This is a genomic window from Chromobacterium subtsugae (genome assembly GCF_001676875.1).
GTDB lineage: Bacteria > Pseudomonadota > Gammaproteobacteria > Burkholderiales > Chromobacteriaceae > Chromobacterium > Chromobacterium subtsugae.
Map to the genome: position 1 here is coordinate 33878 of NZ_JYKA01000026.1, position 15829 is coordinate 49706.

A 15829-nucleotide genomic window follows, 5' to 3' on the forward strand; every position below is an offset into this window, starting at 1 on the left:
AGCCGGCACAATGCCGGCTGATGTGCATGGATCTCGCTCAGAAATGGTGGGGGATTCCGGCCTGTTTCATGATCTCGTTGGCGGTATGCCTGGATCTGATGCTGCCATCCACCGGAAATTTCGTTTGAGTGATAGGGCTGTACCAGATTTCATGATCACCTTTCCCTTGGCGATCAAAACTGCAGCCATACTCCTTCAGCTTTTTCTTTACCGCAGCGGTAAAGTCAGTCACAAATGACCTCGGTCGAGACTTGTTCTGATTTCAGACGAAAACGAATCTCTCCCTCTGGCAATGGTTGATCATTCAACTCCAGCAGCTCTGGAATGCGTGCCTTGAGCATGGCGACCAATTCCTCCCGAGTCGACGCTTCTGCAACCAGCCCACGCACATCCTTACTGCTCGCGACCCAGACCCCGGCTTCGCCATCCCAGATCGCATGAACCGAAAACGGCTTCATGTCGCTCTCCTGCCATTCTCATTTGAATCAATAGCCTACCAAGGCGTAGCTTCATCATGGCACCGCGAAGATGGAGCGTCAAATCCACCGCCGCTTCCAGAACCACCAGCTCATGCAGGCGGAAATCCCGCCCATCGCCAGCAGCACGATGAAGTAGCCGTAGTGCCACTTCAACTCCGGCATGTACTCGAAGTTCATGCCGTAGATGCCGGCGATCAGCGTCAGCGGCATGAAGATCATCGTGATCACCGTCAGCACCCGCATCTGCAGATTGAGCCGGTGCGACTGGGTGGACAGATAGAGGTCCATCATGTCGCCGACCATTTCGCGGTTCATCTCCAGCGATTCCAGCACATGGACCACGTGGTCGTAGGCGTCGCGCAGGTAGACGCGGGTATCCTCGCCGAAGCGCTCCTCGTCGCCGCGGTTCAGCGACAGCAGCACCTCGCGCAGCGGCAGCAGCGCGCGCCTCAGCTTCAGGCAATCGCGCTTCAGCCGCTGGATCTGGCGCAGCACGCCGTTGTCGCGGCCGGCCAGCAGCTGGCCGTCGGTGCGCTCCACCTTGTCGTTGAACTGGCCGAGCACGCCGAAGTAGTCGTCAATGATGGCGTCCAGCAATGAATAAGCCAGGTAGTCGGCGCCGCGCCGCCGCAGCGCGCCGCGGCCCTTGCGCAGCCGCTCTCGCACCTGCTCGAACACCCCGGTCGGCTTTTCCTGGAACGACAGCACGAAACCGTCGCCCAGCACCAGGTACATCTGGTCGGACTGCAGCCGCCCGCCCTGCTGGTAGTCGAACACCCGGCAGGCCAGGAACAGGTAATCGTCGTAGTCTTCCAGCTTGGGCCGCTGGCGCGCATTGAGGATGTCCTCCTGCACCAGCGGGTGCAGGCCGAAGCGCTCGCCTATCGCCTGGATGGCGGCGGCGTCGCTGAGGCCGTAGACGTTGAGCCACAGCACCTCGCCGCGGCGGCGGTAGCTCGCCAGATTGGCCAGCGGCAGCTCGGCCAGCTCGATCGCCTCATCGGCGCAAAAATCGAACAAGGACAGTTTGGTGCCGGCATGCTTGGCCTCGCCCACCGACAGCAGCGTCCCCGCCTGTTCGCCCAGCGTGGGCAGCCGCTCCTTCAATTCCGGGTGCCGCATCCGCCGCCTATTCCTGCACAATGTCCAGCTGGAAGCCGACGTTTTTCCACTGCCCCACTTCCTGGCGGAAGCTGCTGGCCGACAGCGGATTGTCGCTGAGCCAGCTCTTGCTCAGCGACAGCGTGAAGCCGCGCGCGTGCTGGCGCAGGTCCAGCCTGCCCGGCAGCTCGACATTGATGCGGCTGCGGTAGAACAGCACTGCCAGGCGCAGCGCCACCACCGCCTGCCACAGCGCCGGCTGGCCGATGTACTGCGCCATCTTGCCCATGTCGCCGCGGTGGCCCAGCACGATGGTCGCCAGCGTCGCCTGCTCGCGCTTGGAAAAGCCCGGCATGTCGGCGTTCTGCAGGATGTAGGCGGAATGCTTGTGATAGGCGGTGTGGGCGATGGTCAGGCCGATCTCGTGCAACTTGGCCGCCCAAGAGAGGCGCTTGAGCATGTCCTGGTCGACATCCTCTCCGGCCACCATCCGGTAAAGCCGTTCCGACAGCAGGTTGACGCGCTCGGCCTGCTGGGTGTCGGCGTGGTAGCGGCGCTTGAACAGCGCCACCGTGCTGTCGCGCATGTCCTTCTCGCGCTGGCGGCCCAGCAGGTCGTACAGCACGCCGTCGCGCAGCGCGCCTTCGGTGACGATCATCTTCTCGACCTGCAGCTCCTCGAACACCGCGATCATGATGGCTAGGCCGCCGGCCAGCACCGGCGCGCGGTCGGCCTTCAGGCCGTTGACCTTTATCGCGTCCATGCTGCCCTGCTCGATCAGAACCGCCCGCAGCCGCTCCATGCCGGCCAGCGTGATGTCGGCGCGGCTCCAGTCGTTGATCTCCAGCACGTCGCGCAGCGAGCGCGCGGTGCCGGAAGTGCCCACCGCGAGCTGCCACTCGCTGGGACGGTATTCGTGGCGGATGCGCTGGATCTCGTTGCGCGCCGCCAGCACCGCGTCGCGGAAGTTGTTGCGCGTCAGCTTGCCGTCCGGGAAGAAGCGCAGCGTGTAGCTGACGCAGCCCAGCGGCAGGCTTTCGGTGACCAGCGCCTTGTAATGGCTGCCGATGATGAACTCGGTGGAGCCGCCGCCGATGTCCACCACCATTCGCCGCTCCTTGGTGTCCGGCAGCGAGTGGGCGGCGCCCAGATAGATCAGCCGGGCCTCTTCGCGGCCGGCGATCACTTCTATCGGGAAGCCCAGCCGCTCTTCGGCTTCGGCGATGAAGCCGGCGGCGTTCTTCGCCACCCGCAGGGTATTGGTGCCGACCACCCGCACCTGGCCGGCCACGAAGCCGCGCAGGCGCTCGCCGAAGCGCGCGAGGCAAGCCAGCGCCCGCTCGCGGGTGTCGTCGTTCAGGTATTTGTCGGCGGTGAGGCCGGCGCCCAGGCGCACGGTCTCTTTCATCACGTCCAGCGTGTACAGCTGGTCGTCCACCACGCGGGAAACCTGCAGCCGGAAGCTGTTGGAGCCCAGGTCGATGGTGGCCAGTACGGTGTGGGGGGGCGTGGCGTGTGTCAAGGACACCCCTTTTCTTGTTCGGTTGCGCCTGCCGGGCAGCCTGGGGACAAACGCGCACCGGCGCGCGCGGCAAGCAAAATGGCGGTAACCGCGAAATGTTACCGCCATTTTGCATCCAGCGTCATGTCCGAAGCTCGATCAGCGTCCCAGCGTCTCGCGCTTCTTGTCTTCCAGCGTGGTGTGGCGGATGTCCTTGCCCTTCACCAGGTAGACCACGTATTCGGAGATGTTCTTCGAATGGTCGCCGATGCGCTCGATCGCCTTGGAGATGAACAGCGTGTCGATAGACATGCTGATGGTGCGCGGGTCTTCCATCATGAAAGTGATCAGCTGGCGCAGCTCGGCGGCGAAATTCTCGTCCAGCCGCTCGTCCTCTTCCGCCAATTCCAACGCGGCGCTGGTGTCCAGCCGGGCGAAGGCGTCCAGCGCGCGGCGCAGCATCGCCAGCGCCACGGCGGCCATCTTCTCGATCTCGCGGAAGCGCGGCATCTGGTAGCGTTCCGCCTGATGGATGGTCTTGCCCATGCGCGCGATCTTCGCCGCTTCGTCGCCGATGCGCTCCAGGTCGGTGATGATCTTGATCACGGTGAAGACGATGCGCAGGTCGCTGGCCGCCGGCTGGCGGCGCGCGATGATGTGCAGACAGTCGTCGTCTATGCCCACTTCCATCGCATTGACCAGCGCGTCCTCGGCCATCACCTTGTCCAGGCGGGCGATGTCGCCGGACATCATCGCTTCGATGGCGGACAGAATCTGCTGCTCCACCAGCCCGCCCATTTGCAATACGCGGGTCCGGATGGTTTCCAGTTCCAGATCGAACTGTTTGGAAATGTGATCTGCCATGTTCGCCTCTGAGTGTTGCGAGTAATCGGGATAAACAGCAATAGTAAGCCGGCTAGATGACAGTGCCGTGACATGACATCTAGCCGGCCGCGGAGACAGGCTTAGCGCAGCACTTCCACGCCGCCTTGCTTGCCCAGCACCAGCACGTCGGCGCGGCGGCGGGCGAACAAGCCGCAGGTGACGACGCCGGCGATGTGGTTGATGGTTTCCTCCAGCTCCACCGGCTTCATGATCTGCAGGCCGTGCACGTCGATGATCACGTTGCCGTTGTCGGTGGTCACGCCCTGGCGCAGCTCCGGGTGCCCGCCCAGTCGCACCAGCTCGCGCGCGACATAGCTGCGCGCCATCGGAATCACCTCGATGGGCAGCGGAAAGGCGCCCAGCATGGCCACGTACTTGTTCTCGTCGGCGATGCAGATGAATTCGTCGGCGACGCCGGCGACGATCTTCTCGCGCGTCAGCGCCGCGCCGCCGCCCTTGATCATGTGCAGGTGGTGGTTGATCTCGTCGGCGCCGTCGATGTACACCGTCAGCTTTTCCACTTCGTTCAGGTCGAACACCGGAATGTGATGGGCTTTCAGGCGGGCGGTGGACGCCTCGGAGCTCGACACCGCGCCCTTGATGCGGCCCTTGATGCCGGCCAGTTCCTCGATGAACAGGTTGACGGTGCTGCCGGTGCCCACGCCGATTATGGCGTCGTCCGGCACGAATTCCAGCGCCTTCTTGGCGACGGCGAGCTTCAGTTGATCCTGGGTCAGCATGGTAAGGCCTCCTGTCAAGTGTGAGGGCTCATGGCGGGCATGAGCAATGATAGGCGATTATCCCATAACGGGCCGGCCATGGCATGCCGGCCCGGCGCGGCTCAAGCCGGCATCAGCAAGCAGATGGCCTGGGCCTCTATCGCCTCGCAGCGCCCCAGATAGCCCAGCTTCTCGTTGGTTTTGCCCTTGACGTTGACCGCGCCGATCTCCAGCCCCAGATCCTCGGCGATATTGGCGCGCATCGCGTCGATGTGGGGCGCGAGCTTCGGTTTTTGCGCGATCAGCGTGCTGTCGACGTTGACCGGCCGCCAGCCGGCGGCGCGCACCCGGGCGGCGGCCTCGCGCAGCAGCGCGCGGCTGTCCGCGCCCTTGAACTCGGCGGCGGTATCCGGGAAATGGCGGCCGATGTCGCCCAGCGCGGCCGCGCCCAGCAGCGCGTCGGTAATCGCATGCAGCAGCGCGTCGGCGTCGGAGTGGCCGAGCAGGCCCTTCTCATGCGGAACCCGCACTCCGCCCAGGATCAGCGGCCGGCCTTCCACCAGTTGATGCACGTCGTAGCCTTGTCCGATACGGAACATCTTCTTCCTTTGATTTTGCAGTTCACTGGCCGTCGCGGGCCGCCAGGATGGCGCGCGCCAGCGCCAGGTCGCGCGGGTAGGTCACTTTGAAATTCTGCGCGTCGCCTTCCACCAGCAGCGGCTTCAGGCCGGCGCGCTCGACCGCCGACGCCTCGTCGGTGATGTCGTCGGCCGGCTGCTCGCGCAAGGCCTTTTCCAACACCCCGGCGCGGAACATCTGCGGCGTCTGCGCCAGCCACAGGCCGTTGCGCGGCACCGTGGCGCCGACATGGCCTTCGCTGTCCGCGCGCTTGACGGTGTCCGGCACCGGCAGCGCCAGCAGGCCGCCCACCTGGTGGCCGGACAGAGTGGCGATCAGGCGCTCCACCGCCGCCACCGACAGGCAGCAGCGCGCGGCGTCGTGCACCAGCACCCAGTCGTCGGCATCGCATCCCAGCGCCGCTAGGCCGTTGCCCACGCTTTCGGCGCGCGAAGCCCCCCCCACGCGGCAAACCCGCAGCTTGGGCAGATCCCAGGCGAAGTCGTCGAACCATTCGTCCTGCGGCGAAATCACCACCGCCACTTCGTCTATCGCCGACACCGCCGCCAACGTGGCCAGCGTGTGCCACATCAGCGGCTTGCCGTTGAGCTGCAAGTATTGCTTGGGACTGGCCGCGCCGAAACGGCTGCCGGAGCCGGCCGCCGGCACCAGGGCGATATACCTGGCCATGCTCAGCCCTCCGCCTGCGCCGGCTGCTCCAGGCTGCGCCACAGGCACTGTCCCTTCACCGCCTTGTCCAGCGCGTCGAGGTAGGCCTGGTGTTCGGCCTGCTCCGCTTCGCTGGCGGCCAGCACCGTCAACGGTTTGCGCTCGAACTGGATGGCGCCGCCGGCGTCGCCGGGCAGCTCCACGTCGATGTCCATCGCCAGGCTTTCCTGGCCGCGCGTCATCCACAGGTACACCTCGGACAGCAGCTCGCAGTCCACCAGCGCGCCGTGCAAGGTACGGTTGGAGCGGTCGATCTCGAAGCGGTCGCACAAGGCGTCCAGGCTGTTGCGCTTGCCCGGGAACATGTCGCGCGCTTCGCGCAGCGTGTCGATCACGCTGGCGCACAGCTTGTCGATCGGCTCCAGGCCCAGCTTGGCGAATTCGGCGTTGAGGAAGCCCACATCGAACGGCGCGTTGTGGATGATCAGTTCGGCGCCGCGCAGGAAATCTGCGATTTCCTGCGCCACCTGGCGGTATACCGGCTTGCCGGCGAGAAACTCCAGCGAGATGCCGTGCACCCGCTGCGCGTCCGGATCGATGTCGCGCTCGGGATGGATGTAAAGATGCAGGTGCTTGCCGGTCAGCTTGCGGCCGACCATTTCCAGGCCGGCGAATTCGATGATGCGATGGCCCTGGTTAGGATCGAGACCGGTGGTTTCGGTATCGAGGATAATCTGTCTCATGCTGCTTCCCGCGGGCCGCTCCATGGCGGGCGGCCGCAACTTGTCTTGCTCAGACCGTCTCCACGCCCTTGTTGGCGAGTTGGTCGGCTCTTTCGTTGAATTCGTGGCCGGCGTGGCCCTTCACCCAGCGCCACTCCACCGCCAGATGGCGGTTGCGCTCGGCGTCCAGCTGCTGCCACAGGTCGGCGTTCTTCACCGGCTCCTTGGCCGCGGTCTTCCAGCCGCGCGCCTTCCAGCCGTGTATCCACTCGGAGATGCCCTTCTGCACATACTGCGAGTCGGTATAGACCACCACCTGGCACGGCCGGTTCAACGAGGCCAGCGCGCGGATCACCGCCATGATCTCCATCCGGTTGTTGGTGGTGCCGGGTTCGCCGCCGAATATCTCCTTCTCCCGCCCCTTGTAGCGCAGCAGCGCGCCCCAGCCGCCGGGCCCGGGATTGCCCTTGCAGGCGCCGTCGGTGTAAATCTCGACCTTGTCTTCCGTTGTCATGCTGTCTCTAGTCAATGGCAGGACGGCGCGCCGTCCCGCTCGGTTGCGTCGGGGCGCTTGTGGGTGTGCTGGCGCTCGTTGCCAGCCACCACTCCCAGCGCGCCCTTGTTCTTGGCCTGCTTCTGCTTCCAGTTTGGGGTGATCAGCCGCATGCCGCGCTGGCGCTTCACCGCCTCGATGCCGTATACCCCGGCGGCCAGCGGCCACCAGCGCTCGCCGGCGTCTTCCATGAAGTCGCAGCGGCACAGCCAGTCGCCGCGCGCGAACGGCGGCGCATAGGCCATGAAGGCCGCCTCTTCCAGCTCGAGATCCAGCAGCGTCAGCCAGTCCTTCACCCGCAGTTGGGTCAGGAAGCTGCCGTTCCACGGCACCGACTCGCGCCCCTGGATCAAGCGGCGCACGCCCCACAGCGACAGCGGATTGAAGCCCGTGAGGATCAACCGCCCCTCAGGCATCAGCACCCGGTCGGCTTCACGCAATACCTGGTGCGGCAGAGTGGTAAAATCCAGCACATGGGGCATCACCAGCAGATCGAGGCTGCGGTTCTCGAAAGGCAGGAAGGCCGGATCGCAGCGGACATCCACCTCTCCGGCCTCCGCCACCCGGCATTGCCAGGGGATGCGGTTGCCGCGCAGGCAGTCCATCTCCGGCACGCCCACCTGCACCGCGTGGTAGCCGAACACGTCAGCCACCGCCCGTTCGAAGTAATCTTGCTCGCGCGCCAGCAGATAACGGCCCAGTTCGGTGCCGGTCAGCCAGCCGCCAAACGAATTTTTCATTGAGGAAGGCCTTATGCCAGCCAAGTTCAGCGTCACCCCGGTCGGGGCGTTCTCAGACAATTATATCTGGGTTTTGCGGCTCGACGATCGCGCCGTTGCCGTCGACCCCGGCGACGCGGCGCCGTTGCTAGCGTTCCTGCGCCGGGAAAAGCTGCGGCTCGAGGCCATCCTGATCACCCACCACCACGCCGACCACTGCGGCGGCCTGGCCGAACTCTCCCGCGACTGGCCGGATGCGCCGGTATACGGCCCGCCGGGCATCTCCGGCGTGACGGCGGCGGTCAAGGAAGGCGATGAAGTGCCGCTCGCGTTCGGACCGGCCGAGGTGCTGGCGGTGCCTGGCCACACGCTGGACCACCTGGCATACCGGATCGGCGACCACCTGTTTTGCGGCGACACGATGTTCGCCGCAGGCTGCGGCAGGGTTTTCGAGGGCACGCCCGCGCAACTGCTCGCTTCGCTGAAAAAACTGGCGCAACTGCCGCCCCGGACCAAAGTTTACCCCGCCCACGAGTACACGCTGTCGAATCTGCGCTTCGCCCTAGCCGCCGACCCCCTCAACCCAGTGCTGGCGATGCGGCAAAGCCGCGACCAGGCGCTGCGCGAGCAGGGCTTGCCCACGCTGCCCAGCACCATCGCCGTCGAACTGGCCAGCAACCCCTTCCTGCGCTGCCAGGAGCCGGCCATCCGCGCATCCCTGCTGGCGCAAGGCGGCCGCGCCGACGACGCAGAGGCCGACAGCTTCGCTCGCCTGCGCGCCTGGAAGAACGATTTCCGCTAAAAACCCCATGCAGGATAAGTAAATTCCCTAGGCCGGACGCCAATCGACTTCACACGCCTGGCAAATAGGCTATTAACAATGAAAGCGCATGAAAATATGTGGTTTTTTCAATTGACACCCCATATGCGCATGTTTAGGATCAGCCGGAATCTGAATTATGGGCCCGTCTGCATGAAACGCCTCACCCCGTTGGCACTAACCGTGTCTCTAGCATTGCTATCCGCATCGCCGGCCATCGCCGGCGCCGACCCCGTCGTTCGCGCTCCCGGCGTAGATGAAGGGATGGCCGCCGGCCTGGATATGATGCTGCAGAACTCCAGCCTGTTGCGCAATGGCGACGACGTCTGGAAACGGGCCAGGGAAGGTTTCCGGCTGGACGAGGTCAACGCCGACACCGTGCGCCGGCAGGAGCGTTTCTACGCCAGCCGGCCGGAATACTTCAAGCGCACGCTGGACCGCAGCCGCAAATACCTGTTCCATATCATGAACGAGGTGGAGCGCCGCGGCATGCCGACCGAAATCGCGCTGCTGCCGATGGTGGAAAGCGCCTTCGTTCCCACCGCGCTGTCGCGCGTGCCCGCTTATATCTCCCCCACCGGCGCGTCCGGGCTGTGGCAGATCATGCCGGCCACCGGCCGTCAATACGGCCTGGAGCAAACCTGGTGGTACGACGGCCGCCGCGACGTGATGGAGTCGACCCGCGCCGCGCTGGACTACCTGCAAAACCTGTACGCCCAGTTCGGCGACTGGAACCTGGCGCTGGCCGCCTACAACTGGGGCGAAGGCAATGTCGCGCGCGCGCTTGCCAAAGCGCAGGCCGCAGGCCAGCCGGCCACCTACGAAAGCATCCGCCTGCCCAACGAAACCCGCAACTACGTGCCCAAGCTGCTGGCGGTGCGCAACATCCTGCTGAATCCGGAAAAATTCGGCGTGCGGCTGGACAAGTTTCCCAACAAGCCCTACTTCGTCGCGGTTTCCGCCAGCAAGCACATGAACATCGACATCGCCGCCCGGCTGGCCGGCATATCGGTGGCGGAGTTCAAAGAGCTGAACCCGGCCTTCAACCTGCCGGTGTTCGCCTACAAGGCCGGCCGGCAGATGCTGCTGCCCGCCGCCAAGGCCGACAAGTTCCAGGCCAATCTGGACAAATGGAACCAGCCGCTGCTGACCTGGGAAGTCTACATCCCCAAAACCGATGAAAGCGCCAACAGCATCGCCAGCAGCCACGGCATGAGCGCCGGCCAGCTGCAAGCGGCCAATCGCCTGAACAGCCCGACGCTGAAGGCCGGCCAACCGGTTCTGGTGGCGATGAACAAAACCCTGAACGATGGCCAGCCGCTGGAGTCCACCGATGCGCAGATCGGCGACGCGCCGGCCGGCGCCACCCTGCTGGCCAAGGCCGACACCGCCGCCGCGCCGCAGCCGGCGCCCGCAGTTGCTCAGGCAACTCCCGCCCCCGTCATCATGACCGCTACCGCCGCCCCCGCGGCGCCCCAGGCGCAGGATGCCGCCCCGCGTCAAACCGTGGTGATCGCCAGCGCCGGAGTTCAGGACGGCGCCGCCAAGTCGCTGGCCACCCGCGATATCGGCAGCTATACCGTCGCCAGCGGCGACACCCTGTACAGCATCGCCCGCCGCAACAATCTGGCCGTGGAAGAACTCAAGTCGCTGAACAGGCTGGACGGCAATATGGTACAAGTCGGCCAGCAACTGCAGCTGCAATCCGTCGAACAAGGCGAGACTCAGCTGGCCAGCGCCGGCCCGTCCGACCGCGACGCCGACCCGGCCCTGATCCAGGTCAGCGACAGCCGGCCCGCGCCGGCCCGCCACTCCACCGAATACACGGTGAAACGCGGCGACACCCTGTTCAGCATCGCCCGCCGCTTCGGCGTCAAGCACGACGACATCCAGCGCCTCAATGGCAGCCGCCAGGCCAGTCGCCTGCAGCCGGGGCAAAAGGTGAAGATCGTCGGCCTGTGAGCGCCGCCGCCACCTAGCTGAACGATGAACGGCGCGGAACATTCCGGGCCGTTTTCATATCCGATGGCGCGCGTCCTTGGGCTATTTCATCCCCCGCCCCAAACCCAGCATGCGCCGCACCAGGCTGCGCGCCGGCGGCGGCACCGCGATCAGCTGCGGCAGCGTCTGGCGCAGGTTTTGCCGCAACTCCTCCACCGTCAGCGTCAACTCCGCCACCAGCCAATGGCAATGCGACGGCCACTGCATCCGCGACGGATTGTCAGCCGCCGGCAAGGGCTGCTCCAGCAGCTGCGGCTGGTTGAAACGCAACGCATGCGCCGCGCGCAGCAAGGTGCGCACGATGGCGCGCCGCGGCGAACGCTCCTCCGCCAAGGCCGGCGTCGCCGCCGCCACTTCCGCCATCCGGTCCAGCAGCGTCCACATGCCGCGCTGGCAACGCTGCACCTGCTCCAGCCGGCCGTGCGCCAGCGACGACTCCTGCGTCACCGCCGGCAGCAAGCCCCGCATCAGGATCAACCGAGCGTTGAACTCCGCCAGCGCGGCATCGCCCTCCACCGGCAGGCGCCGCGCGATGCGGTTGTACAGCAGCGCCGCCTCGCGCAGATTGTCCGCCAGCAGAAAGCGCCAGCTGTCTATCGCCCGCAACGGCAGCGTGGCCGCCGCCGCCATGCCGATCAGCGAGCCGATCAACACATTGCAGCTGCGCCACAGCGCTTCGGCGATGGGTTCGTCGCCCAGGCCGCCGACAATCACCAGCGTGATGCCGGTCAGCAAGGCCAGGTAACCGCCGCGGCCCTGGGCGTGCCAGGTGCTCAGACCCACCACCGCCGCCATCCATGCATAACAGGCATACGGCGACCAGCCATGCAGCACGATGGCGGCCAGGCCGGCCAGCGCCCCCAGCAGCGAACCGCCCATACGCTCCAAGGCCTTGCGCTGAACGCCGCCCCAGTGCGGCGCGCCGCCCAACACGATCAAAATCGTCACCAGCATCCAGCCGCCATGCGGCATGCCGGACCAGAGCGTCAGCAGCAAGCCGAACAAAAACGCCAGCGCCACCCGCAACACATGCACCTGGCGCGCGTAGCGGTTCAGGTAATACGGCACCACCAGCACCCGCCACGGCAGCTTGTTCATCGCCTCACTCCGGATTGCGGCTATCCAGCCAGATGGTCACCGGACCATCATTGACCAGGCTCACCAGCATGTCGGCGCCGAACACCCCGGTAGGCACCGGCTTGCCCAGCGCCGCCGCCAGTTCGGCGACGAAGCGGTCGAACAAGGGCTGCGAAATCTCGCCGCGCGCCGCGCGCGAATACGATGGCCGATTGCCTTTTTTCACGCTGGCGTGCAAGGTGAACTGGCTGACCGCCAGCGCCTGCCCGCCGCTCTCCAGCAGCGAACGGTTCATCACCCCGTTCTCGTCGCCGAAAATGCGCAGCTGGCTGATTTTGCGCACCAGCCAGCCGATATCGTCGCCGCCATCCGCCTCTTCCACGCCCACCAGCAGCAGCAAGCCTTCGCCTATACGCCCCTTTACCTCGCCGGCAACCGTCACCTCCGCCTGGCTGACTCTCTGCACCAACACCCGCATCCGGCTCCTCCTCGTCATCACACACGGTTCATTCTATCCAATCCCGCCGCCGCGCGCCGCCCGCGGCGGCAAGCTTGCTACAATAGCCGGCTATTCATCAAAAGGATTTGCCGCATGTTGATGGTCATCTCGCCGGCCAAGACGCTGGACTACCAGACGCCCCCCGCCTCCGCGCAATTCAGCCAGCCCAGCCTGCTGGAGCACAGCGCCGAACTGATAAGCGAGCTGCGACGCAAAAGCCCGCTGGAAATCAGCCAGTTGATGAGCATCAGCGACGCGCTGGCCAACCTCAACGTCGGCCGCTACGCCGACTGGCAGCCGCCATTTGCCCCGAACAACGCCAAACAGGCGCTGTACGCCTTCAAGGGAGATGTCTACGAAGGCCTCGACGCCGGTAGCCTGAGTCCCGACGCCACCGGCTACCTGCAGCAGCGCCTGCGCATCCTGTCCGGCCTGTACGGCGTGCTGCGTCCGCTGGACCTGATGCAGGCCTACCGCCTGGAAATGGGCACCCGGCTGGCCAACCCGCGCGGCAAGAACCTGTACGAGTTCTGGGGACGGATCGTCACCGACGCGCTGAACGCGCAACTGGAACAGCTGGGACAAAGCGTCCTGGTCAACCTGGCATCGGAAGAGTATTTCAAGTCGGTCAAAGCGAAGCAGCTGAACGCCGCCATCGTGACGCCGGTATTCCAGGACCGCAAGAATGGCCAGTACAAGATCATCAGCTTCTACGCCAAGCGCGCGCGCGGCCTGATGGCGCGCTGGGCCGCCGAGCATCGCGTGCTGCAGCCGGAAGCTTTGCGCGACTTCGACAGCGAAGGCTACGCTTTCGACGCCTCAGCCTCCAGCGAGCTGACCTGGGTGTTCCGCCGCGATCTGGAATAACCTCCGCTCCATCCGAGCCATGGCCGGCAACACCCGGCCCGACAGGATAAAGACATGATCACTACCCGACTGGCCACACCGGCCGATTGCGATGTGCTGGCCGAGCTGTTTTACCTGATAGACCGGCATTATTTCGGCGCCGACCGCGCCAATCTGGACGCCTCGGCACGCTATGTCGCCGCCAATCTGTTCCAGCCGCACTGCGGCGTGCAGACCATGCTGGCCCAGCGCGATGGCCAAACGCTCGGCCTGGCGACATTCTCCCTGCTCTACCCCGCGCCGGAGTACAGCGGCCAGCTGTTCATGAAGGATCTGTTCACCCGCAAGGAAGCCCGCGGCAGCGGCGCCGGCCAGGCCCTACTGCGAGCCTTAGCCAGCTTGGCGCTGGAGCGCGGCTGCCAACGGCTGGACTGGACCGCCGAGCGCGGCAACCAGGCAGCCCTCGCCTTCTATGACCGAATAGGCGCCGGCGTGGTGGAGGACAAGGTGTATTACCGCATCAGCGGCGCAGCATTGGCGGCCTTCGCCCGCCATCCGGCTGACCAGCAGCCGGCAGCGCATAGCTGGCCAGCGCCGCGCTGACATCGCGCGACACTTCATCCGCATGCAGAATGCCGGCATGAGATTGCTGGTAACCCTTGATGCGGGAAGCCTGGCTCTGCGCCTCGTCGCGCAGTTGGCTGCTCAGCGCTACCCGGCCATCCCCTGGTTCCCGCGACATCCATCTGCCGCGCTGAAAGCCGAACAGCAACACATGCCGGGTCGCCGCCGGCAGTGTCTTGGGCGAGCCGTCCGCGCGCACGAATAATTGCCGCAAAAAAACGCTGTCCGGCGCCAGATTGCGCCAGCTGTCCACTACCCATGGCGCCGGCGTGCGCCTCACCCCCACGCCTGCGCCGCCATCCCCGGCCCATGGCGTCGCCAGTGTCAACAGCAGCGGCACCGTGACCGCCGACCGATCCACAGCCATGTCCAGCAACAGCTGGCGCGCCACCAGCCCGCCCATGCTGTGCGCAACCACCACCAAACTCGGAAAATGAAAGCGCCGCTGCAATTGCAGCAAAACCACGTGCAGCATTTGCGCCGAAACCGTCAAATCGCTCCCGCTGGGGTAAAACGCCAGCCATGGCTGAAAACGGCTGACGTCCAAACTCTGGACCAACGTGTCGAAGTTGCGCGGCGTCCCGCCCATGCCATGAATGAACAGCACCGGGATCTTGCCCTCCTGGTACGGATGCAGGAAATAAATGCCGGGATGCGCCTGGCGCATAAACAGGTCCGGATGCCAGATGCCCTGCTGCCCATACTCCGGCGTCCACAGCGGATCATCCATCCTGCCGACCTCCCCCACGCTCAACGCGCGGCCCTGCGGCAGAGCAAGCGGCCCAGGCCGTGACTCCTGCAGCATCTTGCGCACCTCGCCGCCTGGCTGCCGCGATCCCAGATCGATATCCAATCCGCGCAGCGGCCTGCCTCCCGCGCAGACCAGCGGCTCGCCGCCGCCGGCCTCGCCCCAAGACTCGCCGCCGCTCCATTGCTGGTCGCCCGCCTCGTCCTGGAACGCCAACGCCAGATAGCGCCCCGGCGCGGCCGCCAGCCGCCACTCCCCACCCTGCGGCAACACTTGCTGCGCGGCCAGCTCTGGCAGGCCCTCTCCCAAAGCGTACAGATTGACGATCACCGCCCCCGGCCTTGCCGACTGCGCCGCGCCGGAGAAGCTGCACAGCTCGCCCCCCCGCGGCGACATCGCGCACCCGGCCAACGCGGCGCACAGCGCCAGAGCATGGCAGAAACGGCTCACCCGCGAATTCGTCACTCCGCCTCCTCCCGATCGCGCCAGAAAATGACAACGTCAACACAAACCATACCACTAGCGCTGCGACGACACTACCGCACGGCGAGACATCCCGGCGCCTCTCCAGCCGCCAAGAAAAAAACCCGGCGGAAGCTGCCGGGGCGGTTGCCTGAATTCGGCGGCCCGGATTATGAAACCGGCAAATCCGAATCGATACTATATTTGTATACCGCATCACGGAGTCAATCTAGATGCAAAGCCCTCTTCTCCCCAGCAACGAGCAGGAGCGCATTCAGGCCTTGTGACTGACCTCCTCCCGCAAAAACGTAGCGGCGAAAAGTAGAGATTTCTGGCAAATTTAAGCCCATCCGGGCAGGAGGTTTGTCATGAAAAAATCGAAGTTCACCGAAGAACAGATTGCCTTCGCGTTGCGCCAGGCGGAGTCCGGCACCACCGTCGCCGAGGTCTGCCGCAAGATGGGCGTCTCCGAAGCCACCTTCTACAACTGGAAGAAGAAATACGGCGGCCTGGGCGTCAGCGAGTTGCGCCGCCTGAAACAACTGGAAGAAGAGAACGCCCGTCTCAAGCGCATGGTCGCCGACCTGAGCTTGGACAAGCAGATGCTGCAGGAAGTCATCCAAAAAAAGCTGTGAGGCCGGGCCGCAAACGCGAGTTGGCCAACTTCCTGATCGACGCGTACCGCGTCAGCATCCGTCGCGCCACCGCAGTCATTCAGCTGCGGCAAGCTACCTATTTTTACCGCCCTCACCCTCGAGACGATCGTGCGGAGCGGCAGCGAATCCT

At 65.2% G+C, this 15829-nt stretch carries 18 protein-coding genes and 1 pseudogene; 5 read left to right on the plus strand and 14 right to left on the minus strand.

All coding sequences use genetic code 11. From position 1 onward, the window contains the following. Positions 1 to 37: 37 nt before the first annotated feature. The 11 genes from MY55_RS24680 to MY55_RS21010 all read right to left on the minus strand — a co-directional run bounded on the left by MY55_RS24680 (position 38) and on the right by MY55_RS21010 (position 7987). The gene (locus MY55_RS24680; RefSeq protein WP_076098250.1) at positions 38 to 232 is read right to left on the minus strand and encodes a type II toxin-antitoxin system HicA family toxin; all 195 of its coding nucleotides are present in this window, start codon (positions 230 to 232) and stop codon (positions 38 to 40) included. Next, positions 225 to 458: a DUF1902 domain-containing protein gene (locus MY55_RS20965; protein ID WP_043575610.1), complete on the minus strand. Its 234-nt coding sequence runs from the start codon at positions 456 to 458 to the stop codon at positions 225 to 227. The genes MY55_RS24680 and MY55_RS20965 overlap by 8 nt, the downstream gene beginning before the upstream one ends. A 78-nt stretch (positions 459 to 536) precedes the next feature. Further along, a complete protein-coding gene (gene corA / locus MY55_RS20970) occupies positions 537 to 1601 on the minus strand; it encodes a magnesium/cobalt transporter CorA (RefSeq protein ID WP_047243815.1) in 1065 nt (354 codons plus the stop codon). A gap of 7 nt (positions 1602 to 1608) precedes the next feature. Then, positions 1609 to 3102 (minus strand): exopolyphosphatase, encoded by a 1494-nt coding sequence (gene ppx, locus MY55_RS20975; protein WP_043575614.1) that lies wholly within the window; start codon positions 3100 to 3102, stop codon positions 1609 to 1611. 138 nt (positions 3103 to 3240) lie between these two features. Continuing rightward, positions 3241 to 3945, minus strand: coding sequence for a phosphate signaling complex protein PhoU (phoU, locus tag MY55_RS20980; RefSeq protein ID WP_043575616.1), 705 nt, complete (start codon positions 3943 to 3945; stop codon positions 3241 to 3243). A 101-nt stretch (positions 3946 to 4046) separates the two neighbouring features. Further along, positions 4047 to 4706 carry a ribose-5-phosphate isomerase RpiA gene (gene rpiA / locus MY55_RS20985; RefSeq protein WP_047248969.1) on the minus strand — a complete coding sequence of 220 codons (660 nt, stop codon included), beginning with the start codon at positions 4704 to 4706 and terminating at the stop codon, positions 4047 to 4049. Positions 4707 to 4807: 101 nt separating this feature from the next. After that, a complete protein-coding gene (ispF, locus tag MY55_RS20990; protein WP_043575620.1) occupies positions 4808 to 5284 on the minus strand; it encodes a 2-C-methyl-D-erythritol 2,4-cyclodiphosphate synthase in 477 nt (158 codons plus the stop codon). Between the two features lie 22 nt (positions 5285 to 5306). Next, positions 5307 to 5993 (minus strand): 2-C-methyl-D-erythritol 4-phosphate cytidylyltransferase, encoded by a 687-nt coding sequence (ispD, locus tag MY55_RS20995; RefSeq protein WP_047237247.1) that lies wholly within the window; start codon positions 5991 to 5993, stop codon positions 5307 to 5309. A 2-nt stretch (positions 5994 to 5995) separates the two neighbouring features. Further along, on the minus strand, positions 5996 to 6715 hold the full coding sequence (dnaQ, locus tag MY55_RS21000) for a DNA polymerase III subunit epsilon (RefSeq protein ID WP_043575825.1): 720 nt from the start codon (positions 6713 to 6715) through the stop codon (positions 5996 to 5998). 49 nt (positions 6716 to 6764) lie between these two features. Next, on the minus strand, positions 6765 to 7208 hold the full coding sequence (gene rnhA, locus MY55_RS21005) for a ribonuclease HI (protein WP_065202964.1): 444 nt from the start codon (positions 7206 to 7208) through the stop codon (positions 6765 to 6767). Positions 7209 to 7219: 11 nt separating this feature from the next. After that, positions 7220 to 7987 carry a class I SAM-dependent methyltransferase gene (locus MY55_RS21010; protein ID WP_043575626.1) on the minus strand — a complete coding sequence of 256 codons (768 nt, stop codon included), beginning with the start codon at positions 7985 to 7987 and terminating at the stop codon, positions 7220 to 7222. 13 nt (positions 7988 to 8000) lie between these two features. Between MY55_RS21010 and gloB the strand changes: the two genes are divergently transcribed. Both gloB and MY55_RS21020 read left to right on the plus strand, forming a co-directional pair. Further along, the gene (gene gloB, locus MY55_RS21015) at positions 8001 to 8768 is read left to right on the plus strand and encodes a hydroxyacylglutathione hydrolase (protein WP_043575628.1); all 768 of its coding nucleotides are present in this window, start codon (positions 8001 to 8003) and stop codon (positions 8766 to 8768) included. Between the two features lie 201 nt (positions 8769 to 8969). After that, positions 8970 to 10748, plus strand: coding sequence for a lytic transglycosylase (locus MY55_RS21020; protein WP_244270705.1), 1779 nt, complete (start codon positions 8970 to 8972; stop codon positions 10746 to 10748). A gap of 81 nt (positions 10749 to 10829) precedes the next feature. Here the strand turns inward: MY55_RS21020 and MY55_RS21025 are convergent, their stop codons facing one another. Next, on the minus strand, positions 10830 to 11885 hold the full coding sequence (locus MY55_RS21025) for an FUSC family protein (protein ID WP_052258079.1): 1056 nt from the start codon (positions 11883 to 11885) through the stop codon (positions 10830 to 10832). A gap of 4 nt (positions 11886 to 11889) precedes the next feature. Continuing rightward, positions 11890 to 12342, minus strand: coding sequence for a D-aminoacyl-tRNA deacylase (gene dtd, locus MY55_RS21030; RefSeq protein WP_043575630.1), 453 nt, complete (start codon positions 12340 to 12342; stop codon positions 11890 to 11892). Positions 12343 to 12456: 114 nt separating this feature from the next. Here dtd and yaaA point away from each other — a divergent pair, with 114 nt between their 5' ends. Continuing rightward, positions 12457 to 13230 carry a peroxide stress protein YaaA gene (gene yaaA / locus MY55_RS21035; RefSeq protein WP_047237246.1) on the plus strand — a complete coding sequence of 258 codons (774 nt, stop codon included), beginning with the start codon at positions 12457 to 12459 and terminating at the stop codon, positions 13228 to 13230. Positions 13231 to 13284: 54 nt separating this feature from the next. Further along, on the plus strand, positions 13285 to 13812 hold the full coding sequence (locus MY55_RS21040; protein WP_065202965.1) for a GNAT family N-acetyltransferase: 528 nt from the start codon (positions 13285 to 13287) through the stop codon (positions 13810 to 13812). Here the strand turns inward: MY55_RS21040 and MY55_RS21045 are convergent. Further along, on the minus strand, positions 13730 to 15046 hold the full coding sequence (locus tag MY55_RS21045) for an esterase/lipase family protein (RefSeq protein WP_157889400.1): 1317 nt from the start codon (positions 15044 to 15046) through the stop codon (positions 13730 to 13732). The two genes, MY55_RS21040 and MY55_RS21045, sit on opposite strands and share 83 nt — an antisense overlap. 365 nt (positions 15047 to 15411) lie before the next feature. On the opposite strand from MY55_RS21045, the pseudogene MY55_RS24335 reads away from it, so the two are divergent. Continuing rightward, positions 15412 to 15829: pseudogene (locus MY55_RS24335) on the plus strand (transposase); the annotation flags it as partial.

Coding starts and splice junctions, on each gene's coding strand:
- MY55_RS20965 (WP_043575610.1), bottom strand. CDS start 458: ATGAAGCCGTTTTCGGTTCATGCGATCTGGGATGGCGAAGCCGGGGTC.
- corA (WP_047243815.1), bottom strand. CDS start 1,601: ATGCGGCACCCGGAATTGAAGGAGCGGCTGCCCACGCTGGGCGAACAG.
- phoU (WP_043575616.1), bottom strand. CDS start 3,945: ATGGCAGATCACATTTCCAAACAGTTCGATCTGGAACTGGAAACCATC.
- rpiA (WP_047248969.1), bottom strand. CDS start 4,706: ATGCTGACCCAGGATCAACTGAAGCTCGCCGTCGCCAAGAAGGCGCTG.
- ispF (WP_043575620.1), bottom strand. CDS start 5,284: ATGTTCCGTATCGGACAAGGCTACGACGTGCATCAACTGGTGGAAGGC.
- ispD (WP_047237247.1), bottom strand. CDS start 5,993: ATGGCCAGGTATATCGCCCTGGTGCCGGCGGCCGGCTCCGGCAGCCGT.
- dnaQ (WP_043575825.1), bottom strand. CDS start 6,715: ATGAGACAGATTATCCTCGATACCGAAACCACCGGTCTCGATCCTAAC.
- rnhA (WP_065202964.1), bottom strand. CDS start 7,208: ATGACAACGGAAGACAAGGTCGAGATTTACACCGACGGCGCCTGCAAG.
- MY55_RS21010 (WP_043575626.1), bottom strand. CDS start 7,987: ATGAAAAATTCGTTTGGCGGCTGGCTGACCGGCACCGAACTGGGCCGT.
- gloB (WP_043575628.1), top strand. CDS start 8,001: ATGCCAGCCAAGTTCAGCGTCACCCCGGTCGGGGCGTTCTCAGACAAT.
- MY55_RS21025 (WP_052258079.1), bottom strand. CDS start 11,885: ATGAACAAGCTGCCGTGGCGGGTGCTGGTGGTGCCGTATTACCTGAAC.
- dtd (WP_043575630.1), bottom strand. CDS start 12,342: ATGCGGGTGTTGGTGCAGAGAGTCAGCCAGGCGGAGGTGACGGTTGCC.
- yaaA (WP_047237246.1), top strand. CDS start 12,457: ATGTTGATGGTCATCTCGCCGGCCAAGACGCTGGACTACCAGACGCCC.
- MY55_RS21040 (WP_065202965.1), top strand. CDS start 13,285: ATGATCACTACCCGACTGGCCACACCGGCCGATTGCGATGTGCTGGCC.